A 19,913-nucleotide genomic window follows, 5' to 3' on the forward strand; every position below is an offset into this window, starting at 1 on the left:
GATGAGTGTGCGGCAGCGGCAAAGGGGTGTGGACAAAACAAAATGAAAGACTGCTGACAGATGCTGACAATGTGGGGATGGCTGGACTGGCGGGCTGGTTGGTTCTGCACCGCTTTCGTACTGCCGACCTGTCACAGCATGGATTCCCGACACTCTCCGCTCGTTCCTCGCTCACGAGGTCGGGAATGACGGGTGTGTTTAACCCACGTCGCCAAATTTGCGAGGCCGCAGAGGCTCTCGCCGTATAACTCTGCATTGACGTTTTTGCGTCGTCCCAAAACGAAATCCGTCATTCCCGACCTCGTGAGCGAGGAACGAGCGGAGAGTGTCGGGAATCCAGCCTTGAACGAGGTCGCAGCGGTTCAGGACGAGAGGGTTTCAACAGCAGGCGTGTTTTCTGCACCGTTCTATCCATCGCGAACGTCACGGCATGGATCCCCGGGTCTACGCGACGGCCTTCGCTCCTGCTCCGCCCGTGGATGACGAAGGGAAGGATGTCGCCGTCAATCGCCAACGTTGGTGATCTGCGCAAAACCTCTCGACCTCGTCATCCTCGGGCTTGACCCGAGGATCCATGCCGTGACGGTCATGACAGGAGCGGTGGGCAGGACGCGCATCGTCTGGTCTCCCGAAAATCGATTCCGATTTCCGGGCCGATGCATTAGACCTGTGCCCTCAGCAGGGAGGACGACGATGGACTGGAAACTGCCGCGCGAGGGTGGCTGCCGCTGCGGGCGGGTGCGCTTTGCCGTGACTGCGCCACCGCTCGCCACCACCGCCTGCCACTGCACCGGCTGCCAGAAGATGAGTTCCTCGGCCTATTCGCTGTCGGCCGCCATTCCCGCCGAGGGTTTTGCGGTGACCGCGGGCGAGCCGGTGATCGGCGGGCTGCACGGGCCGGACGCGCACCATTATTTCTGTCCCCACTGCATGTCGTGGATGTTCACCAGGGCCGAGGGCATGGACTGGTTCGTCAACATCAGGCCGACCATGCTCGACGACACGAGCGGCTTTGCGCCCTTCATCGACACCTTTGCGGGGGAAAAACTGGCCTTTGCCCAAACCGGCGCGGTGCACAGCTTCGAAACCCTGCCGCCGATGGACGCGTGGGAAGGGCTGATGGGGGAGTACAAGGTGTGGGTGGGGTGAGGGTGTTTCTTCCATAACAGAAAAAACGGGCTTATCCGCTTCCCAAAACCTTAACGGCGATGAGAGTGTCCAAGCTTTTATTAGATAGTTTGCATGTATTGCTGAATTGAAAGGGCTTAAATCGTATCTGGATAATCATCTTCACCTATGCAAACCTATAAAAGGAATGCGTAGGAAGGGGCAACATAGATGCGCTACAAGAAATTTGAAATAAAGAATTTCAAAGGAATTAGAAACGCTACTTTGGAATTCGACCCTTTTGGAAATGCAAGAGTTTACTCTTTGGTTGGATTAAATGAAAGTGGGAAGACAACAATTCTGGAAGCAATTCATAGTTTCTCCCCAGATGCAGATACGCAAATAGTGGTTGGGTCTGTTTCTACTATTGAAGAACAGAGGCGCCAGAGAGTTCCAAAAGACAAAATATCCGACTTTACCGGTGATATTTCTATATCTGCTGCACTTACGATGGATAAAGGAGACAAGGATAAGATAATAACCTTCTCAAGGAATAAGGGTATCACTATTGATCCCGCATGTTTGACCGATGAGTTTACCTACTCACGAATACAACGCTACAAGGATGGCGATTTTGTTGGTCCATTCCGAGGATGTTCGCTGAATCTGAAAGTCAGGAGTGGAAAGCAGAAGACACTTAGAGATCCAGATTGGAAATCTGAGGAGATGCCAATTCTAAACTATATTGAATCATTATTTCCAGTTATTGCTTACTTTCCAACGTTTATATTTGATTTTCCGGATAAAATATTTTTATCTGATCGTCATGTTAATAAGGTAAATGATTTTTATAGAAAGCTTTTTCAAGATATACTTGACTATGATGGTAGAGGACATAGCATTAAAACTCATATATTAGAAAGGATAGGGAAGGATGAGTATAAAGTTGAATTTTTCTTGTTTTTTCCTATTTATACGAAATCAAACGAATCTGAAAAAATAAAACAAGTAGTTGATAGGGCTGCTCGCGCGGTAACAAATGTTGTTTTTGAAAGGTGGAATAAGATATTTGGAGAAGATATATCTGGAAAGGAGGTTGTAATAGAATTTACGCTTTCTGAGGCTCCGGATATAGTTAAGGATGGTGTAAAGAAAGAGAAGAGTACGGATCATGATATTTACATTGAGTTTTTTGTAAAGGATGGAGTTAAGAGGTTTCCGATTAAAGATCGTTCTCTAGGATTCCGGTGGTTTTTTTCCTTTCTCCTTTTTACACAGTTTCGGGCAGCGCGAAATGATGATCGGGCAATATTATTTCTCTTGGATGAACCCGCCTCAAATTTGCATGCAGCAGCACAGCAAAAACTTATCGACAGCTTCCCTGAGATTGCTCGCAACCCTCATACGCTCATTTATTCAACCCACAGTCACTACATGATCAACCCGCATTGGCTGGAGCAGACGATCGTCATCAAAAACGACCCTGTCGATCAATTTAGTTCGATTATGCAACAAGCATCGGTCGATGAGGATGCTTATGATGTTCAAGCGGTTCCCTATCGACGCTTTGCTACAGAACATCCGAAGAAAACCAGCTATTTTCAACCGGTTATCGATAGATTGGATGTTGTCCCGTCGAGGTTTGATATGGATAGGGCCAGCGTCATATTAGAGGGAAAGTCAGACTATTTTATTCTTGAATATTTTGCCAAGGTTCATTGGTCGAAGCAGCTTCGGTTGCTACCTGGGTTAGGAGCAGGAACACTGGACGCTCTTATTGCGATAAGCAGGGGATGGGGACTGCCGGTTAGAGTAATGCTCGACTCTGATTCTGCTGGTGTGAAAGAGCGGGAACGGTATCTGACCTTGCTTGGACTATCCGATCAAGAAGTCTTCCTGATTGGAGACATTTCAGGTGCAAAAGAAATCGAGAAGATACTAGCGCCGGCTGATCTTGCGCTTATCGGATCGCACGTTGGCTCAACGAAGCTTCCTTCAAAGAAGCAGATACTTTCGTTCTTTCAGACATCATTGGCCAGCAAGACTAAGGTCAAGCTGACAAGTGAATGCGAGGCAACGGCGGGTGCAATTTTGGATGAACTGGAGAAGAGGTTATCGTCGGCGTGACTCCGGAAACGACACGCGGCAGTGTTTCGGCCTGAAACGACAAGGGGACGCTGCCCCTCACCTGCCTGCCGGCATCCTCTCCCCGTGAACGGGGAGAGGAAAGCTAATCACGCTCAGAAATACTCCTGCAGCGGGCGCACTTCGAGGCTGCCTGCCTTGAGTGCTGCGATGGCTTCGGCCACCGCGCCCATGCCGGCGAGCGTGGTGTAATACGGCACCTTCTGCATCAGCGTGGCGCGGCGCAACGATTTGGAGTCCGACACCGCCTTCTGGCCGTCCGTCGTGTTGAAGACGATCTGCACCTGGCGGTTGCGGATGGCGTCCTCGATGTGCGGGCGGCCCTCCAGCACCTTGTTGATCTTTTCGGCGACGATGCCGTTTTCGGCGAGGAAGCGCTGGGTGCCCGAGGTGGCGATCACCTTGAAGCCCTGCGAGGCCAGCCGCTGCACCGCCGGCAGCACGCCCGCCTTGTCCTCGTCGCGCACCGAGACGAACAGCGCGCCGTCGCGCGGCAGGTCGACGCCGGCGCCGAGCTGGCTCTTGGCGAAGGCCAGCGCGTAATCGTAGTCCAGCCCCATCACCTCGCCTGTGGAGCGCATTTCGGGCCCGAGCAGGATGTCGACGCCGGGGAAGCGGGCAAACGGGAACACCGCTTCCTTGACCGCGATGTGCGGGCGCTTCGGCTGCAGCGGCAGGCCGCCATAAGCGGCGAAGGCGGCATCCAGCGTTTCGCCGGCCATGATGCGCGCGGCGATCTTGGCGATCGGCTTGCCGATGGTTTTTGCCACGAACGGCACGGTGCGCGAGGCTCGCGGGTTGACCTCGAGGATGAAGATGGTGCCGTCCTGGATGGCGAACTGCACGTTCATCAGGCCGCCGACATTGAGCGCCTTGGCAAGGCTTGCCGTCTGGCGCTCCAGCTCGGCGACGGTGTCGGGGGCAAGCGTGTGCACCGGCAGCGAGCAGGCGCTATCGCCCGAATGGATGCCGGCCTCCTCGATATGCTCCATGATGCCGGCGACGAAGGTATCCTTGCCGTCGCACAGGCAGTCGACATCGACCTCGATGGCGCCCGACAGATAGGTGTCGAAGAGCAGCGGGTTCTTGCCCAGCAGCGTGTTGATCTGGCCGGTCTTGTCGTTGGGGTATTTCTGCTTGATGTCTTCCGGCACCAGGCCGGGCACGGTGTCGAGGAGGTAGCTCTGCAGCATGCCCTCGTCGTGGATGATCTGCATGGCGCGGCCGCCCAGCACATAGGAGGGGCGCACGACCAGCGGGAAGCCGAGCTCGGAGGCGACGAGGCGGGCCTGCTCGACCGAATAGGCGATGCCGTTCTTCGGCTGCTTGAGGTTGAGCCGGGTGAGAAGCTTCTGGAAGCGGTCGCGGTCCTCGGCAAGGTCGATCATGTCGGGCGAGGTGCCCAGGATCGGGATGCCGGCGGCTTCGAGGGCGGCGGCGAGCTTCAGCGGCGTCTGGCCGCCGAACTGCACGATGACGCCGACCAGTTCGCCTGATGCCTGTTCGGCGCGCAGGATCTCCAGCACGTCCTCGGCCGTCAGCGGCTCGAAATAGAGCCGGTCGGAGGTGTCGTAGTCGGTGGAGACCGTCTCCGGGTTGCAGTTGATCATGATCGATTCATAGCCGGCCTCGGCCAGCGCGAAGCAGGCGTGGCAGCAGCAATAGTCGAACTCGATGCCCTGGCCGATGCGGTTTGGGCCGCCGCCGAGGATGACCACCTTCTTGCGCGACGAGACCTGCGCCTCGTCGGCGAGGCTGCCGGCGAACGGCACCTCGTAGGAGGAGTACATGTAGGCGGTGGGCGAGGCGAATTCGGCGGCACAGGTGTCGATGCGCTTGTAGACGGGGTGGACGCCGAGCTTTTCGCGCAGTCCGTGGACCGCCTGCGGCTCGCTGCGGGTCAGCGAGGCAAGGCGGGCGTCGGAGAAGCCCATGGCCTTCAGCATGCGCAGGTTTTCGGCATCCTGCGGCAAGCCGTGCTCGCGGATGCGCTCCTCCATGGCAAGGATGCCGCCGATCTGTTCGAGGAACCACGGGTCGATGCGGCACATGGCGTGCACGTCTTCGAGCGAGGTGCCCATGCGGATCGCCTGCGCCACCATGCGCAGCCGGTCGGGCGTCGGCGTGCCGAGTGCGGCGCGAATGGCGTTGCGGTCGTCGGGGCCGCCGGCTGGGGAGAGGCCGGGAATCTCGATCTCGTCCAATCCCGTAAGGCCTGTTTCGAGGCCACGCAGCGCCTTCTGCAGGGACTCCTGGAAGGTGCGGCCGATGGCCATGACCTCGCCGACCGACTTCATGGCGGTGGTGAGCACCGGCTCGGCGCCGGGGAATTTCTCGAAGGCGAAGCGCGGGATCTTGGTCACGACATAGTCGATGGAGGGCTCGAACGAGGCGGGCGTCGCGCCGCCGGTGATGTCGTTGTCCAGTTCGTCCAGCGTGTAGCCGACCGCGAGCTTGGCGGCGATTTTGGCAATCGGGAAGCCGGTGGCTTTCGAGGCAAGCGCCGAGGAACGCGAGACGCGAGGGTTCATCTCGATGACAACCAGGCGACCGTCGGCGGGGTTGACGGCGAACTGCACGTTGGAGCCGCCGGTCTCCACCCCGATCTCGCGCAGCACCGCGATCGAGGCGTTGCGCATGATCTGGTATTCCTTGTCGGTGAGCGTCAGCGCCGGCGCGACGGTGATGGAATCGCCGGTGTGCACGCCCATCGGGTCGATGTTCTCGATCGAGCAGATGATGATGCAGTTATCGGCTTTGTCGCGCACCACCTCCATCTCGTATTCCTTCCAGCCGAGCACCGATTCCTCGATCAGCACTTCGGTGGTGGGGGAGGCGTCGAGGCCGCTACTGACGATGTCGTAGAATTCGGCGCGGTTGTAGGCGATGCCGCCGCCGGTGCCGCCGAGCGTGAAGGAAGGGCGGATGATCGCCGGCAGGCCGACGGTGTCGAGCGCCTGCGCGGCTACGCCCAAGGCGTGGCTCATATAGCGTTGCTTGCGGTCGCCTTCGCCGAGGTTCCAGCGGGTCTCGAGCGCGTCGAGCGCTGCGTCGAGATCGGCGGGAGCGGCGGCCTTCAGGCTGGCGCGTTCGGCCTCGTGCTTGCGGCGGTCCTCTTCCTTGACGGCGGTGGCGTTGGCCAGCATCGACTTCGGCGTTTCGAGCCCGATCTTCTTCATCGCCTCGCGAAACAGGGCGCGGTCCTCGGCCTTGTCGATCGCCTGCGCGTCGGCGCCGATCATCTCGACATTGTAGCGCTCCAGCACGCCCATGCGGCGCAGCGACAGCGCGGTGTTGAGCGCGGTCTGGCCGCCCATGGTGGGCAACAGCGCGTCAGGGCGCTCGCGGGCGATGATCTTGGCGACCACCTCGGGGGTGATCGGCTCGATATAGGTGGCGTCGGCCAGTTCCGGGTCGGTCATGATGGTGGCCGGATTGGAATTGACCAGGATGATGCGGTAGCCCTCCGCCTTGAGAGCCTTGCAGGCCTGGGTGCCGGAATAATCGAACTCGCAAGCCTGGCCGATGACGATGGGGCCGGCCCCGATAATCAGGATCGACTTGATGTCGGTACGTTTCGGCATGCGTTGTTCCGTCGGCTTTGCGCTTGCGCGAACAACCGGGACGGAACTCTCCACATTTACGCGCTGACGCGTCGCGGAGCCCCGGCCGGTGGCGCAGAAGAGATTCTGTTGTCAGGCTAGGAGGGCCTTATAGGGAAGCAAGGCGGCTTAGGGAACCCCGGAAATTGCAGGTATCGCGGCCCTGGGACCAGTCGTTGTGGAAACCGTCATTTGGCAGAGATGTTCAGTGTATAAAATCGCAATTTATTAAAGAATTGCGCACTTGTTAGTTTAATTGAAGAAATTCTGCGATCATGCCATAGTTATTCCAAATTTTATCTGTTTATTTAAAGTAAGTGGAGGCGCTAAATGGTTGATATCCGCACTTACGCCGAAGTCGAAAATGTAGTCCGTCAGCGGCTGGCGAAGACACGGCCCGAAATTGAAACCTCGCTTGGCCATATTGCCCGCGGCAACCCCCTGGCGTCCGAGCCAAGTCCGATACGGCGCGTGAACCGCTTGCAGGCCAAGGCCGACCTGTCGCGCGACGAAGCGCAAATTATCGCGGCCGCAATCGACATGGCTTCGGCCAAGGACAGCAAGGCCGAGGCAGCGAAGGCGGCCGGACCGGAAGCGATCCTCGGTTCAACCCTCGATTTCGTCGGCATAGCTTTTCTGGAGCGGGGACGTCGCGCGGCCGATGCGGTGGGGCGCGTCGCCTTCCGCAAGGAAAGGCCGCAAGGCTCCGGATTTCTGGTTGGGCCCCGGCTCTTTCTCACCAACCATCATGTGATTTCGACGCCGGCCGATGCGGCGCGCTTCCAGGTTCAATTCGATTATGAATATGACCGCTTCAACCGCCCGCGCGCATCAACGGACTTCGTCTTCGATCCCGATTTTTGCTTTGTCAGCGATGGGATCGAAGGACTGGACTACACGTTGATCGGTCTGGGGGAAAGGCGCGCGGGCGCGCGGCAGCTTGATGAATTCGGCTTCATTTCGCTTTCCGACGCCGGCGACAAGCACATGCTGGGTGAGATCGCCAATGTGATCCAGCACCCCGACGGGCGGTTCAAAGAAGTGGTGCTGCGCGAAAACCACCTGGTTGCGCGCGATGAAACGCTCCAGGTGCTGCACTATGTGGCCGACACCGAACAAGGCTCGTCCGGCTCTCCGGTATTCAACAACGAGTGGGAGCCGATCGCGCTGCATCATTGGGCAGGCCCATGGCGGGAAGTGATGGGTAAGGACGGCCAGCCATTGTCTCGCGAGATCAACGAAGGAATCCGCATAAGTGCAATCGTGCGCGATCTGCGCGACCGCGTGGCAGGCTTGAAAGGCTCGACAAGGACGATGGTCGTGAAGGCGCTGGCGCTTTGGGAGGAGACCGCTCGTAGTATGGGCGAGGCCGCGGCTCCGGTAACGCCAGCCGCCGGCGGCAACGCCGCTCCGAACGCTCGCATCGCCGAAGAGCCCGCAACGCCCGGTGCGCGGACAAATGCAGATGGCTCGGTCACTTGGACCTTTCCGATCGAAATCAGTGTCAGAGCGCCGCTGGCGAGCCTTCCGGCAATCATCGAGAGTGAGCCCCTCGCAACAATTGCGCCGAAGGGCGGCGGTGTCGGGCGAGCGGAGGCAGCGAAATGGCAGAAGGAAGACTTCAGCGACCGCGGCGGCTACGAGCCGGGCTTCATTCCAGGTTTCGTGCTGCCCCTGCCAAATCATGACGCGGCGCCGGGCCGGGCGGCGCGCAATCTGCTGGCTAACGCCGGCAATGACCAGTTCGAGCTACGCTACCATCATTTTTCGATCGTCATGAATGCCGATCGGCGGCTCGCCTATTTCACTGCCTGCAACATCGATGGTTCTCGAACCAAAGCGATCAACCGTGAAGACAAGACAGTGATCGACGACCCGACGTTGAAGGATCTTGGCGTGGAATCAATCGGAGCGGAAGGAGCCGAAGCGAGCGACGATTTCAGCCCGGATCGCCGGATTGACCTCAACGAGCAGATTTACAGGCCTTTCTACGAAAAGCAGAAGGTGCCCGGCTTTCCGGACGCGCAATCCAAGGAGCGCATCGCTCGCATGTTCCAAAAGGGCCATATCATCATGCGCGGCGATCCCGCCTGGGGAACGAGCGACGAGGCTCTGGCGGCGGAGCATGACACGTTCTTTTATACCAATGCCGCTCCGCAGGTTGGGTTCTTCAACCAGGGCAGCGCCCTCAACAGGCCTGGCAGCAAAGGCAAGTTGCGCTGGCGCGCGGTGGAGACATATGTGCTGCGCAATGCGGTGACGATGCGTGGGCGGATAACTGTCTTCGCGGGGCCGGTGTTCCGCGAGGACGACCCCCCATACCGTTTCGACAGCCGCATTCCGTTGAAGTTCTGGAAGATTGCGGCGTGGAGCGATGGCTCCAATCTGCGTTCGATAGGGCTTGTTGCCGACCAGAAGCCAGTTCTCGAGGTGATGCCGGAAGGTTTCGATTCACAAGCCGAGGCTTTCGACGACCCCCTGGAACTGGCGCGGGTCTCGGAGTTCCTTTCGACGGTGGCGGAAATCGAACAGCTGACCGGTCTGGATTTCGGGACCGCACTTCGCGAGGCCGATATTCGCGCCGGTTCCGAGGCGGTCGGCGTTGCGGCGCAGACACTGAAACCGGAGGCGTTGAGCGTCGCGTTGAAACTGCCGAAGACAGCAGACGGAAGGCGAGCGAGCAAGCGGCGGAAGAAATCTCCTGGCTGAGTTGCGTGCCTATAGCGGGTTGGTGAATCCCGGAAACAATGTCGGGATTGGTAAAGCCCCAGCGGATCGCAAAATCTCGCTGGCGGCCGCCAAGTTTGCCGCCACGCCGGGGCAGATACCGTAACCGCGGGGCAGCGAAGAGAGAATGACCAAAGTATTGCCAGAGAATTCATTTTGAACGAACATCGCAAGACTGCGCCTCCCGAATAATTTCGAAACAGTGATGGTGTTCAGTTGGCGGTACTTGGGCGAGGAAACAGTTTTCGCGATGTCCGCGAATGGTACAGCCGGATAATCGTTCTCGAACGGCAGGTTTGTCTTGTCGAGACGAACGAGGATCCTTCGCGGCCAATCGGAACGGCGTTTCTCGTCGGGCCGGATTTGCTGCTGACCGCGCATCATAATTTGTCCTACTGGGCGCAACAGTCACCGGATACGAGACCACAATCGCAACGTTCCCCGCCAGTCCGGGTTCGGTTCGGATTTGCGGTGTCCACGGGCAATGGCGAAGTTGCAACGGGCGAACGTTTCCTGCTGGCCGAGAAGGACTGGCTGTTTGCCGCACCTGCCGTAGGTTATTACGCCAGCGGACCGGATCGCATCGCAGCGCCGGACGGCGTGGGCAGCGAGGACCTGGCGCTGCTGAGACTGGCCGGCGAGGCCGGCCGCATGAAGCCGGAAGGCACGGACAATGTGCGCGGCTGGATCGATATCAGGCAGGCCAACAGGAACCCCGAACCGGGATCGTCACTTGCCATCTTCCAGCACGCCAATGGGGGACCGCTGAAGGTTTCGGTGAACACGGAGTCCATCATCGGCTTCAACGAAGACAACAGCCGGCTGCTCTACCGGACAGATACGCTGCCGGGGGCGTCGGGCGGGCCATGCTTCGACGCCGACTGGAAGTTCCTGGCGATGCACCAGAGCACCTCGGCCAGAGACCGCAACTACAACATGGGAATCCCCTGTGCCTTCATCCTGGACTGGCTGGTCAAATACGGCTTCCAGGACCTGGTATCGCGGGAGCCGCCGGAAACGCCGGAGGTGACGATATCGCGCAGGGGTTTCGCGGATTCCAACCCGTTCCCCCTCGATCCCGACCTGCGCCGGCTGATGGAGCGCGGGGAGGGACAGCAGATCGAATTCAAGGAATGCGCGATAGAGCGCGGCCGGGACGGCAAGCCCAGGCCGGATACGAAACTGTCCGAGCGGCTGGTCAATTCGGTCGCCGCCTTCATGAACAGCGACCAGGGCGGCAATGTCATGATCGGCATCACCGACGACATGAAGGTCGTCGGTGTCGAGAATGAATATGCAATCGCCAACAAGCAGCGCCAGGACTGGAGCGGATACGAACTGTGGCTGAGCAACACCCTGCGGGGCAGGGTTGGCAAGAACGCAACGCAGGAGTTCACCATAGAACGCTACCGCGAAGCGGGGAAAGACATCTGCGTCATCCGCATCCGCCCGACCCGCTCGCCGGTCTGGGTCGACGGGAAGCTCTATGTGCGAAAGGGGCCTGAAAACATACCGCGCGTCGAAGACGAACTGTTCCATTACATGCGCTCGCGATGGCCCGCCCAGGTCGAGCGGCAAAGCGAGACGGCGCTGGAATGATATGAGCAAGCGAACCAACCGCCAGGCTGTCGTCCTGATCCACGGCATCGGCGAGCAACGGCCGATGGGAACGATCCGGCCATTCGTCAAGGCGGTGGCCGGAGCCAGCGGCGACGACGGCGCCTATTACAGCAAGCCCGATGCAATGTCCTCGCTGTTCGAGCTCCGCAAGCTGCAAGGCAGGGGCTCTCCGTCGACCGACTATTACGAATATTACTGGGCATACAATGTCGAGGGCACCAAGCTCTGGGACGTCGCGAAGTGGCTGTGGCAGCTGATCCGCAGGCCACGCAGGGACGTCCCCGACGGCCTTGGCGGCCTGTGGTTCACGTCGCGGCTGTTGTTGTTTGCGGTCGCCGTGTTGCTGATAGGCGGGTTCTTCGGCTCCGCCACGCGTCAATGGGCGGAACTGCCGAAATTCGGGCTCCCCTGGCTCGCCGGCACCATGGTGATCGGCATGGTCCAGTTCGTGATGGTCTCGTATCTCGGCGATGCGGCGCGCTACCTCAGCCCGCGCCCGCAAAACATCAAGCTGCGGCAGGTCATCAGAAGCGAAGGCATCACGCTGCTGAAGACCTTGCACGAGTCCGGCAAATATGACCGCATCATCCTGGTCGGGCACAGCCTTGGCAGCGTCATCGGTTACGATCTGCTTACCCATCTCTGGCAGGTCTACAACCAGAAGCTTCCAGCCATGAAGGAGGATGCCGAGGTCAAGCGGACGATGGGCGAGCGGATATGCGCCAACGCCACGCCGCAGCCGATTGTCCGGGATGCCCTGTCGAAGATCGGCGAGACGGTGGCGGCAGGCTGCAAGCCGGAATTCCTGTCCGATTTCCAGAAGCGCCAGAAGCAGGCGTGGTGCGAGCAACGCTACTACGGCAACCAATGGCTGATCACCGACTTCGTCACGCTGGGCAGCCCGCTTGCGCATGCCATGCTGCTTCTGGCCGACGGCAAGGGTGATTTCGACGACCGCAAGGCGCAACGCGAACTCGTCACGTGCCCGCCGGTCAAGGACGACATGGGGTATGGATACTGGCAAAAGATGGCGATCGACATCGGAGCGCCGCCCGGCAGGAAGGCCGCCTTGCGCTACAATCCCCTCATTCTCCACCACGCCGCGCCATTCGCGGTGACCCGCTGGACCAATCTCTACTTCCCGGTCCGCTTTGGCCTGTTCGGCGACGCCGTGGGCGGGCCGCTCGGCCCGGTGCTCGGCGGCGGGATAAGGGACATCGAGGTTTCGACGCGCCGGTGGAAAGGATTGGCGGGCCATACACTTTCCGCCCACACCAGCTACTGGCTGGGCTGCGACGCGCAGGTGGCAGCCGATGAAAGCGCACGGCCGCCATCGCTGCATGCATTGAAACGGGCGCTGTCGCTCGACGAATTGCGCAGCTTCGCCGCCAAGCCGCCAAAGCCGCCGGCGGCACAGGCTGCCCCGGCCGGCGGGCAACCCGACACACCGGCAGCCAACCCCCTGCCACCCGATGGGAAGGAGCCAGTGGGTCCATAGGACGCGAGATCGCTTCTGCGGGGTTTAGTCCTCCAGCGCGAACGAACCCGGCACGATTTCGCCCCCGCGTTCATATCTGGCCATGATCACGCCGGTCGAGGAGGTGGCCGAGCTTGCGAGCTTCAGTCCGGCCGGCATCGCGCCGGTGCTGAAAAGCCGTTTTCCCGGACCGAGCAGCAGCGGAAAGATCAGCAGGTTGAACTCGTCGACCATGTCGTTGGCCAGCAACGTCTGGATGAAATCGCCGGAGCCCTGGACCAGCAGATCCGGCCCTTCCTGCTGCTTGATGTCGCGCAGCGATGCGACGGGGTCCTTGCCGAGCGTCCGGCTGTTCTTCCAGGCGAGCGGCTTTTCGGGCGAACGCGTCGCTACATATTTGGTGACCTTGTTGAAGGCTGCGGCGATCGGGTCGTCGTCGCTGACGCGCGGCCAATGGGCGGCGAAGATATCGTATGTCTTGCGGCCGAGCAGCAGGTCGAACGGCTTCGAGAACCCTTCGCTCATGAAGGCGCCCATGGCACAGTCCCAGTAGTTGAACGTCCAGCCGCCGAGGGTGAAACCGCCGGCCGTATCCTCCTTGGGGCCACCGGGCGCCTGCATGACGCCGTCGAGGCTGACGAAGGCACCTACAACGATTTTCCGCATCTCAATTCTCCATCTTTACCTCGGAAGGTCCCGAGTCATCCAAACGACGAACGGGGCGGAAGGGATTCGACACGGGCGGGGAAATTTTTCGCGAAAACTTCAGTGAGGCATTTCGGCCGCGCCTTGATAAGGGCTGTCGGGCCGGCCCGGCCAAACTGCCGATGCCGCGGGAATGGCCCGATTGCCTGGATGCTCCTGACAGCATGCCGGCAGGAGGCGGCCAGCATCGTGTTGACATGGCGTCACGTAAGGTTCAATAGTTCAAATAATTTTGAACTAAGGACTGGTCATGGACAAGCGCCTCATCTGGCTCGCGGTCGGTTCGTTCGCGATGAGCACCGTCGGTTTCGTGTTCGCCAGCCTGCTGCCGTCGATCGCCGCCGACACCCACACAACAATTCCGATGGCGGGCTATCTGATGATGACTTTTTCGCTCGCCTACGCAGTCGGCGCGCCGGTGCTTTCGGCTCTTGCCGGCGAGATCGACCGGCGGCGGGTTCTGACGGTGGCGATGCTGAGCTTCGTGGCCGGCAATCTGATTGCCGCATCGAGTTCGTCCTTCTCCGCGCTGTTGGCGGCGCAGATCGTCATGGGCATGTCGGCGGGCCTCTTCGCGGCTACCGCGCAGGCGACGGCGGTATCGCTGGCCGGGCCGGAGCACAGGGCGCGCGCCATCTCGGTGGTTGTCGGCGGCACCACCTTCGCAGTGGCGCTGGGCGCGCCGCTCGGCGCGCTGATCGCCACATTCTGGGGCTGGCGCGGCACGTTTCTTTCTATCGCGCTGCTTGGCATCATCTGCGCGGCGATCCTGTGGGTGCGGCTTCCGCACGGCCTGCGCGGGGTGAAGCTGACGCTCGCCGAACGGTTCGCCACGGTCAGCCGGCCCGGCGTGCTGCCGGCGCTCGCCACCACGCTGCTCTACCTGACCGGCGGCTTCATCATCATCTCCTATCTGGCGCCGCTCGCCATCGATGGCGCCGGCCTGCCGGCGATGGCGCTTCCCGGCATGCTTTTGTGCTTCGGCGTCGGCGCGGTGATCGGCAACCTGGCCAGCGGCTATCTCGCCGACCGGCTGGGCGCAACGCGGGTGGTGGTGATGTCGCTGCTGATGTCGTTCACCGTGTGCCTCGCCATCGCGTTCGGCCTCAAGCTTCTGCCGCACGAATTGTCGGGGCCGCTGCTGCTCGGCATCATGGTGCCGTGGGGCATCGTCGGCTGGGCATTTCCACCGGCACAGGCGAGCCGCATCGTCGGTTACGCCCCGGAAGTCGCGCACCTGACGCTCGGCCTTAACGCCTCGGCGCTTTATTTCGGAATCGCGCTCGGCACCGTCGTCGGCGGCCGGGTGCTGGAATTCGCCACCCCTTCGGATCTCGGCCTCTTCGCCGCCATCTTCCCGGTGATGGCGCTGGCCGTGATATGGATGTCGGGCCGCTCGCGGGCGCTGGCTGCCGCACCAGCCGAATAGGGCCGGTTGCAGTCAGCCCGGCATGAAGCCGGTGCGCAGCCCATGCGCCCATTCCGGCCTGCCCGACTCTTCCGCGCGCCGGGCTGCCGCTTCATTGTCGTAGGAAACGGCGAAGCACTCGATGCGCACGGGAGCGTCGCGGGTGTCGAGTTCGACCAATCCGTAACGGGTATGCGGCGAGCCCTGCTCGGACACATGCGCGGGCGCCGTGTCGTCGCGATAGGCGGGGCAGCCGATGCTGCCTGGGTTGAACAGGATGCGGCCGTCCGACAGCCGAATGAGGTCGGGCCGATGGCTGTGGCCGGAGAGCAGTAGGCGGTACTTCGGATCGAACTCGCTCACGCGTTTTTCGATCTTCGCCAGCGGCGCCCGGACGAGCCGTCCATCGACGATGATTTCCGTCAGGTAGCGCTCGTCGTGATCGGGCCGCGCGTGGAAGGCGACGACGGAAGGCGCAATTTCGGTGAGCAGGGGCAGGTCCGCCAGCCATCTGCGCTGGTCCGCCGTCAGCCTGTCATAGGCGAAACGGTCGGACGGCCCCATCTCGTCGAGCGGATCGAGTGCTACGCGGCGGTCGTGATTGCCGCGCACGGTGAGCGCGTCCAGTCCTTCGAGACGCCGCATCGTTTCGGCGGGCCAGAGTGGCCCGGAAACACAGTCACCGAGATTGACGATGCGGTCTGCGCCGCCGCGACGTGCGAGGTCATCCAGCACGGCGTCGAGCGCGGGCATGTTTCCATGGATGTCGGCAAGGATGGCTAAACGCATGCCCGAACTGTCGCTGATTTCGCGGCGTTTACAGCCAGCCAGTGCTGTCGATCCGCATGGCCCACGGCAGCCATGATATTCCTACCGCCCGGCTGCGGGCAGCGCAACCGACGAGAACCAGACATCGCCGAAAATGGCGGTCGCCGTGTCGTCCGGTGGGCACTCGGCCGTCACATGGATGGAGCGTGTCCGGCGCGCCTGCGAGGGGCTCGGCCGCCGGTCGTTGTCGCCGACCGTGGAAGCGCCGACGCAGGGGATGAACCAGGAGGGCATGAACGGCTCGCAGGAAAAGCCGGCGGCCGTGTTGGTCACCAGCACGGCGAAGCCGATCTTTTCCGCCGGCCGCCAGGGGAAGACCATACGGCCACCGGGTTTGAGCGCCGCCAGCCATTGCACGGGAGGGGCGACCACGCCCGCATTGACGTAGATGAGGTCCGATCGCGGCAGTTTGCGAGAGACGGCGTCGGCGGCGATCACGCCGGCGTTTTCGAAAGGCTCGAGATTGAGCCTTGCCTTGGCGGCGAGATGCTTTTCGAGCTCGAAGCCGTGGACGCGGCCTTTCGGCAACACCAGCATGGCAAGGATGGCGGTGTAGTAACCGGTTCCGACGCCGATATGGGTGACCGTGTCGCCAGCACGCGGCGCCGCCTTGCCGATCCAGGCAGCATGCAGGAAGGGCTCGCCATTGTTGATGCCCTTTTCGGCGTCGAGGACGACCATCGTGTTCTGGTAGAGGAAGGCCGGATCGGCGCCGGGCGTCTCGACATTGCGGCCGTTGTGGCGAATGTGCCAGGGGCCGGCGGGCAGGAACGCTTCGCGCGGCACCAGCTCGAAAATACGCTCCAGGCGCGGATCGGTGGAGCCGCTGGCGGCGGCCATCAGCTGCGCATAAAGCCGCCTGACTTCCGCAAGCGTCGCCATCGGCTCAAATCCCGATCGCCGCAGAACGCACCGCTGCTCGACCGGCCGGCGGCGGGCCGCCGGCAGGCCCGGCATGACGCTTGCCGCTGAAATAGTTGCGCGGCGCCTCGCCCAGCATGCGCTTGAACATGGTGGTGAAGGCCGGAACGCTTTCGTAGCCGAGATCGAGCGCGACGCTGGTGATGGGCTCGCCGTCGGCAAGGCGGGGCAGGGCGGCGAACAGGCAGGCCTGCTGGCGCCAGGTTGAAAGGCTGAGGCCCGTTTGGCGATGGAAGCTGCGGGTGAAGGTGCGGCGGCTCATGCCCAGCATGCTTGCCCAGCCGTCGATGGTGGCGTGCGGGGAAGGGGCCGCGACGAAGCTTCTGCAGAGTGCCGCCAGCCTCGGTTCAGAAGGGAATGGCAGACCAAGCGGCCGTGGCGGCAAATTGGGGATCTCGTGCAGCAGCAGACCCATGACGAGGGCGGCCCGGGTGCCGGGTTCAGGATCGGGCGCCAGCGTGACGGCCTCGACGATCAGACTGCGCATCAGGCTGGTGACCGCCACGACTCTCAGGTCGCGCGGCAGGCCATCCAGCGCATCCGGACGCACATAGATCGAGCGCATGGCGACGTCGCCGAGCATCTCGACGGCATGTTCGACGCCGGCCGGCAGCCAGATCGCGTGGTCGGGCGGAACCATCCAGCGGCCTTCGCTTGTGCTCACCATCACCACCCCGGTCAGGGCGTGCAGCAGTTGCGAACGGCTGTGGCGGTGCGGCTTGACGCGGTGTCCATCGGGATATTCGGTGGGCAGCGCCAGCACGTCGCCGCCGGCTTCCTCCAGCCAGGCCAGGCGCTGCTCATGCAAGCGCGCGAGGTCGTGGCTGGACGGGGCGCCTTGAGGAAATTTTTCCATAACTTTGGCCCACTTGCGAAAGTGGGGAGAAAATCATGGAAACCGGGCGAAGGCAAGGCGTGCGACAAGCTCCGATGGAGACGTTGCAAAGCGATCGATGCCGCGCACCTGGCAAGGACCGCGCTGGCCTATGAAGGAACAAGCTTAAAGGCTGCAGCCCGGATGCGAAGCCAGATCAGCTTGTGACAGATCGGGCGGGCATTCCACTGCAGCACCAGCGCTGCCGCCTTGCCCGCAGGCGGAGGGCTTGATCGTAGTGATTGCCGAATACTTGCCCTGTGAGACATGGACGCGGACACATGTCTTCGTGCCGTCGTTCCACCAAGTGTTGTTCCTCACGTCGACATAACCACGGTTCTGCATCTCGCTCTCCGCACCGGGGGCGCGAGCGCCTACAAGATCGGCAACATCAGCCGGGGGCTTGGCGAGGGCCACCGTGGTGAAAGCGAGAAACGAAATGGCTGCAGCGGTCAGTCCGATACGCATGGAGCATCTCCGGTCTTCCACCACCTTAGCATTCAGATGGGGAAGTGCCAGGATCAAAACTCAAACCGAGACACCACCCGACTTCGATCTGAAGGGATCGGCCGCCGCCCCTGCGCGAGGTCGGCGGCCGCGACATTTGTCACCCGGCGGTTTCGGCGACGGACCGGAAAAACGCCTCCGGGCTGTCGACTTCGGTGAGCTTGCGTTTCTCGACCAGCCAGAAGCGGTTGCCGACCGCCCGGATGAAGGAGCGGTCGTGCGAGGCAAGCACGCAGCTTGCCTGATGCGCCAGCAATTCCGCCTCCAGCGCTTCCTGGCCATCGATGTCGAGATGGTTGGTGGGCTCGTCCAGCAGGTAGAAGTTGGGGTTGGCGAGCCGTAGCGCCAGCATCATCAACCGCGCCACCTGGCCGCCCGACAGCGCGCCGATCCGACGCTCCTGCATTTCGATGCTGACGCCGGCGCCGGCCAGCAGCGAGCGGGCCCGCTGGTCGCCGACCTCGAATTTTCGCGACAGCATGGCCAGCGGCGTGTCGTCGGCGCGCATGCCGGACAGCGCCTGGTCGCTGTAGCCCAGCACCACCGACGGCGTCACCTTGACGGGCTGCGCCACCGTTTCGGGTTCGGCGATGGCGCGGCGGATCAATTCGACGAAGCGCGATTTTCCGACGCCGTTGCGGCCGAGAAGCACGATGCGGTCGCCCTGACAGATGACGCGCTTGCCGGTCCTGAACAATGGCGTGCCGTCCGGCGTCTCCACGGATACGTCGTCGAGCGTGATCAACACTTTTGCATGCGTGCCGCGGTTGGCGAGTTTTATCGCGCCCGACGATCTTTCGCGGTGCGCCGGCAATGCCGCGTCCTCCAGCCGCTCGGCGCGCTGGTTGAGCTGCTTGGTCTTGACGGTAAGCAGGTCGCTGCCGGAGTTGATGCCGATGTTGTTGAGCTTGGCCGCCTGCCGCCGCAATTGCTGCGCCACCTTCATGTCGCGCTGGAATTTCCGCTCGGCCGAGGCGTCGACCTCGTCCAGAGCTTGGCGCGCCCGCGAATAGGGCAGGGAAAAAACCGCCGATTGCTCGGGGCGCAGGAACAGCGTCCGGTTGGTCGTCGCATCGAGGAAGGCGCGGTCGTGGCTGGCCACCACCACCGGCACGTCGCGCGGCAAGGCGTTGAGCCAGCTTTCCAACTGGCCGATCTTTGCCAGGTCGAGATGGTTGGTCGGCTCGTCGAGCAAAAGCACGTCGGGGTCGGTGACCCAGACGCGGGCAATCAGCGCCAGCCTTTGCCAGCCGCCGCTCAGCGCCCTGACGGGACGCTCACGCATCGCTTCGGGGACATCGAGCGAATCCAGCACCACGTCGACCCGCCACAATTCATGGTCGGCCTGATCGGGCGGGAGGGCGTCGGCCACCGCCTGATGGAAACTGCGCTCGAGCAGGGCCGCAGACACCGCCTGCTCGACATGGCCGACGCGCAGGCCGCGCGTGCGGGTGATGTCGCCGGTCGTTGGATCGAGCGCGCCGGCCAGGCAACGCAGCAGCGTCGACTTGCCCCGCCCATTGGCCGCGACGATGCCGAGACGGTCGCCTGCCGATATGACGAGGTTGAGGTTGGAAAAGAGCGGCGCACTCATGGTGACGCCGAGGTTCTTGAGGCTGATCAGGGCCATGTTCGTTCTCTGGTCTGCCCGGAGTTTTTCGTGGCGCTCGGCCAGGACTCCGGTTTCGGTGCACTTTGACGGTGTGCTAAACGAGCAGGCGCTCAGCGACACCACGAAGGGCAGACCAAAAATGGAACGGGGATTTTTTCTTAAAGTCCCGGGACCGCTCGGTCAGCCCTGCAAGCAAGCTCGCAGGGCGGGAACAGGGCCGCGCTGACGGTGGTGATCGGCTCTAAACACGCAGCCCTCCTTTCCGAAAAAGAACGTTGTGAGCAGGCTTTGCCAATACACCGGCGCGGCGAGGGATGGCAAGTGCCCGAAGCCTTATCGCGTCAGCCGGGCTTCAAAGCTTCGGACAATGGGAAGAAAGC

Annotated in this window: 14 protein-coding genes; 6 read left to right on the top strand and 8 right to left on the bottom strand. The window is 61.6% G+C overall.

From position 1 onward, the window contains the following. The first annotated feature begins 693 nt into the window (after window positions 1-693). Both F3H98_RS12640 and F3H98_RS12645 read left to right on the top strand, forming a co-directional pair. Window positions 694-1,149: a GFA family protein gene (locus tag F3H98_RS12640; RefSeq protein WP_149760512.1), complete on the top strand. Its 456-nt coding sequence runs from the start codon at window positions 694-696 to the stop codon at window positions 1,147-1,149. Window positions 1,150-1,338: 189 nt separating this feature from the next. Further along, window positions 1,339-3,234, top strand: coding sequence for an ATP-dependent nuclease (locus tag F3H98_RS12645; RefSeq protein WP_149760513.1), 1,896 nt, complete (start codon window positions 1,339-1,341; stop codon window positions 3,232-3,234). Window positions 3,235-3,347: 113 nt separating this feature from the next. On the opposite strand, the gene carB is transcribed toward F3H98_RS12645, so the two are convergent. Further along, entirely contained in the window at window positions 3,348-6,836 is a 3,489-nt protein-coding gene (gene carB, locus F3H98_RS12650) for a carbamoyl-phosphate synthase large subunit (protein WP_149760514.1), read from the bottom strand. Window positions 6,837-7,184: 348 nt separating this feature from the next. Between carB and F3H98_RS12655 the strand changes: the two genes are divergently transcribed. Then, on the top strand, window positions 7,185-9,563 hold the full coding sequence (locus tag F3H98_RS12655) for a DNA/RNA non-specific endonuclease (RefSeq protein WP_149760515.1): 2,379 nt from the start codon (window positions 7,185-7,187) through the stop codon (window positions 9,561-9,563). A gap of 9 nt (window positions 9,564-9,572) precedes the next feature. Here F3H98_RS12655 and F3H98_RS31065 read toward each other — a convergent pair whose 3' ends face one another. After that, entirely contained in the window at window positions 9,573-9,965 is a 393-nt protein-coding gene (locus F3H98_RS31065; RefSeq protein ID WP_188130409.1) for a hypothetical protein, read from the bottom strand. Window positions 9,966-9,968: 3 nt separating this feature from the next. On the opposite strand from F3H98_RS31065, the gene F3H98_RS12660 reads away from it, so the two are divergent. Further along, window positions 9,969-11,180: an RNA-binding domain-containing protein gene (locus F3H98_RS12660; protein ID WP_244621708.1), complete on the top strand. Its 1,212-nt coding sequence runs from the start codon at window positions 9,969-9,971 to the stop codon at window positions 11,178-11,180. Between the two features lies 1 nt (window position 11,181). Next, window positions 11,182-12,699 (top strand): hypothetical protein, encoded by a 1,518-nt coding sequence (locus F3H98_RS12665; protein WP_149760517.1) that lies wholly within the window; start codon window positions 11,182-11,184, stop codon window positions 12,697-12,699. Between the two features lie 24 nt (window positions 12,700-12,723). On the opposite strand, the gene F3H98_RS12670 is transcribed toward F3H98_RS12665, so the two are convergent. Beyond that, the gene (locus tag F3H98_RS12670) at window positions 12,724-13,344 is read right to left on the bottom strand and encodes a dihydrofolate reductase family protein (protein ID WP_149760518.1); all 621 of its coding nucleotides are present in this window, start codon (window positions 13,342-13,344) and stop codon (window positions 12,724-12,726) included. Between the two features lie 289 nt (window positions 13,345-13,633). On the opposite strand from F3H98_RS12670, the gene F3H98_RS12675 reads away from it, so the two are divergent. Then, complete coding sequence (locus tag F3H98_RS12675) at window positions 13,634-14,812, top strand: MFS transporter (protein ID WP_149760519.1); 1,179 nt, start codon at window positions 13,634-13,636, stop codon at window positions 14,810-14,812. A 12-nt stretch (window positions 14,813-14,824) separates the two neighbouring features. Here F3H98_RS12675 and F3H98_RS12680 read toward each other — a convergent pair whose 3' ends face one another. The 5 genes from F3H98_RS12680 to F3H98_RS12700 all read right to left on the bottom strand — a co-directional run bounded on the left by F3H98_RS12680 (window position 14,825) and on the right by F3H98_RS12700 (window position 19,551). Continuing rightward, window positions 14,825-15,580: a metallophosphoesterase family protein gene (locus tag F3H98_RS12680; protein ID WP_149760520.1), complete on the bottom strand. Its 756-nt coding sequence runs from the start codon at window positions 15,578-15,580 to the stop codon at window positions 14,825-14,827. Between the two features lie 81 nt (window positions 15,581-15,661). Then, a complete protein-coding gene (locus tag F3H98_RS12685) occupies window positions 15,662-16,501 on the bottom strand; it encodes a protein-L-isoaspartate O-methyltransferase family protein (RefSeq protein WP_149760521.1) in 840 nt (279 codons plus the stop codon). 4 nt (window positions 16,502-16,505) lie between these two features. Beyond that, window positions 16,506-17,396: an AraC family transcriptional regulator gene (locus tag F3H98_RS12690; RefSeq protein ID WP_149760522.1), complete on the bottom strand. Its 891-nt coding sequence runs from the start codon at window positions 17,394-17,396 to the stop codon at window positions 16,506-16,508. A 144-nt stretch (window positions 17,397-17,540) separates the two neighbouring features. Continuing rightward, window positions 17,541-17,882, bottom strand: a complete 342-nt coding sequence (locus F3H98_RS12695; protein ID WP_149760523.1) for a hypothetical protein — start codon at window positions 17,880-17,882, stop codon at window positions 17,541-17,543. Between the two features lie 139 nt (window positions 17,883-18,021). Next, the gene (locus tag F3H98_RS12700) at window positions 18,022-19,551 is read right to left on the bottom strand and encodes an ABC-F family ATP-binding cassette domain-containing protein (protein ID WP_149760524.1); all 1,530 of its coding nucleotides are present in this window, start codon (window positions 19,549-19,551) and stop codon (window positions 18,022-18,024) included. Between the last annotated feature and the right edge of the window lie 362 nt (window positions 19,552-19,913).

It is taken from the genome of Neomesorhizobium albiziae, assembly GCF_900114255.1.
Classification (GTDB): Bacteria; Pseudomonadota; Alphaproteobacteria; order Rhizobiales; family Rhizobiaceae; genus Neomesorhizobium; species Neomesorhizobium albiziae.

Excerpts from the sequence above, each read along its gene's own strand:
- F3H98_RS12645 (WP_149760513.1), top strand. The coding sequence starts at position 1,339 with ATGCGCTACAAGAAATTTGAAATAAAGAATTTCAAAGGAATTAGAAAC.
- F3H98_RS12655 (WP_149760515.1), top strand. The coding sequence starts at position 7,185 with ATGGTTGATATCCGCACTTACGCCGAAGTCGAAAATGTAGTCCGTCAG.
- F3H98_RS12680 (WP_149760520.1), bottom strand. The coding sequence starts at position 15,580 with ATGCGTTTAGCCATCCTTGCCGACATCCATGGAAACATGCCCGCGCTC.
- carB (WP_149760514.1), bottom strand. The coding sequence starts at position 6,836 with ATGCCGAAACGTACCGACATCAAGTCGATCCTGATTATCGGGGCCGGC.
- F3H98_RS12685 (WP_149760521.1), bottom strand. The coding sequence starts at position 16,501 with ATGGCGACGCTTGCGGAAGTCAGGCGGCTTTATGCGCAGCTGATGGCC.
- F3H98_RS12700 (WP_149760524.1), bottom strand. The coding sequence starts at position 19,551 with ATGGCCCTGATCAGCCTCAAGAACCTCGGCGTCACCATGAGTGCGCCG.
- F3H98_RS12670 (WP_149760518.1), bottom strand. The coding sequence starts at position 13,344 with ATGCGGAAAATCGTTGTAGGTGCCTTCGTCAGCCTCGACGGCGTCATG.
- F3H98_RS12675 (WP_149760519.1), top strand. The coding sequence starts at position 13,634 with ATGGACAAGCGCCTCATCTGGCTCGCGGTCGGTTCGTTCGCGATGAGC.
- F3H98_RS12640 (WP_149760512.1), top strand. The coding sequence starts at position 694 with ATGGACTGGAAACTGCCGCGCGAGGGTGGCTGCCGCTGCGGGCGGGTG.
- F3H98_RS12665 (WP_149760517.1), top strand. The coding sequence starts at position 11,182 with ATGAGCAAGCGAACCAACCGCCAGGCTGTCGTCCTGATCCACGGCATC.
- F3H98_RS12690 (WP_149760522.1), bottom strand. The coding sequence starts at position 17,396 with ATGGAAAAATTTCCTCAAGGCGCCCCGTCCAGCCACGACCTCGCGCGC.
- F3H98_RS31065 (WP_188130409.1), bottom strand. The coding sequence starts at position 9,965 with ATGATGCGCGGTCAGCAGCAAATCCGGCCCGACGAGAAACGCCGTTCC.
- F3H98_RS12695 (WP_149760523.1), bottom strand. The coding sequence starts at position 17,882 with ATGCGTATCGGACTGACCGCTGCAGCCATTTCGTTTCTCGCTTTCACC.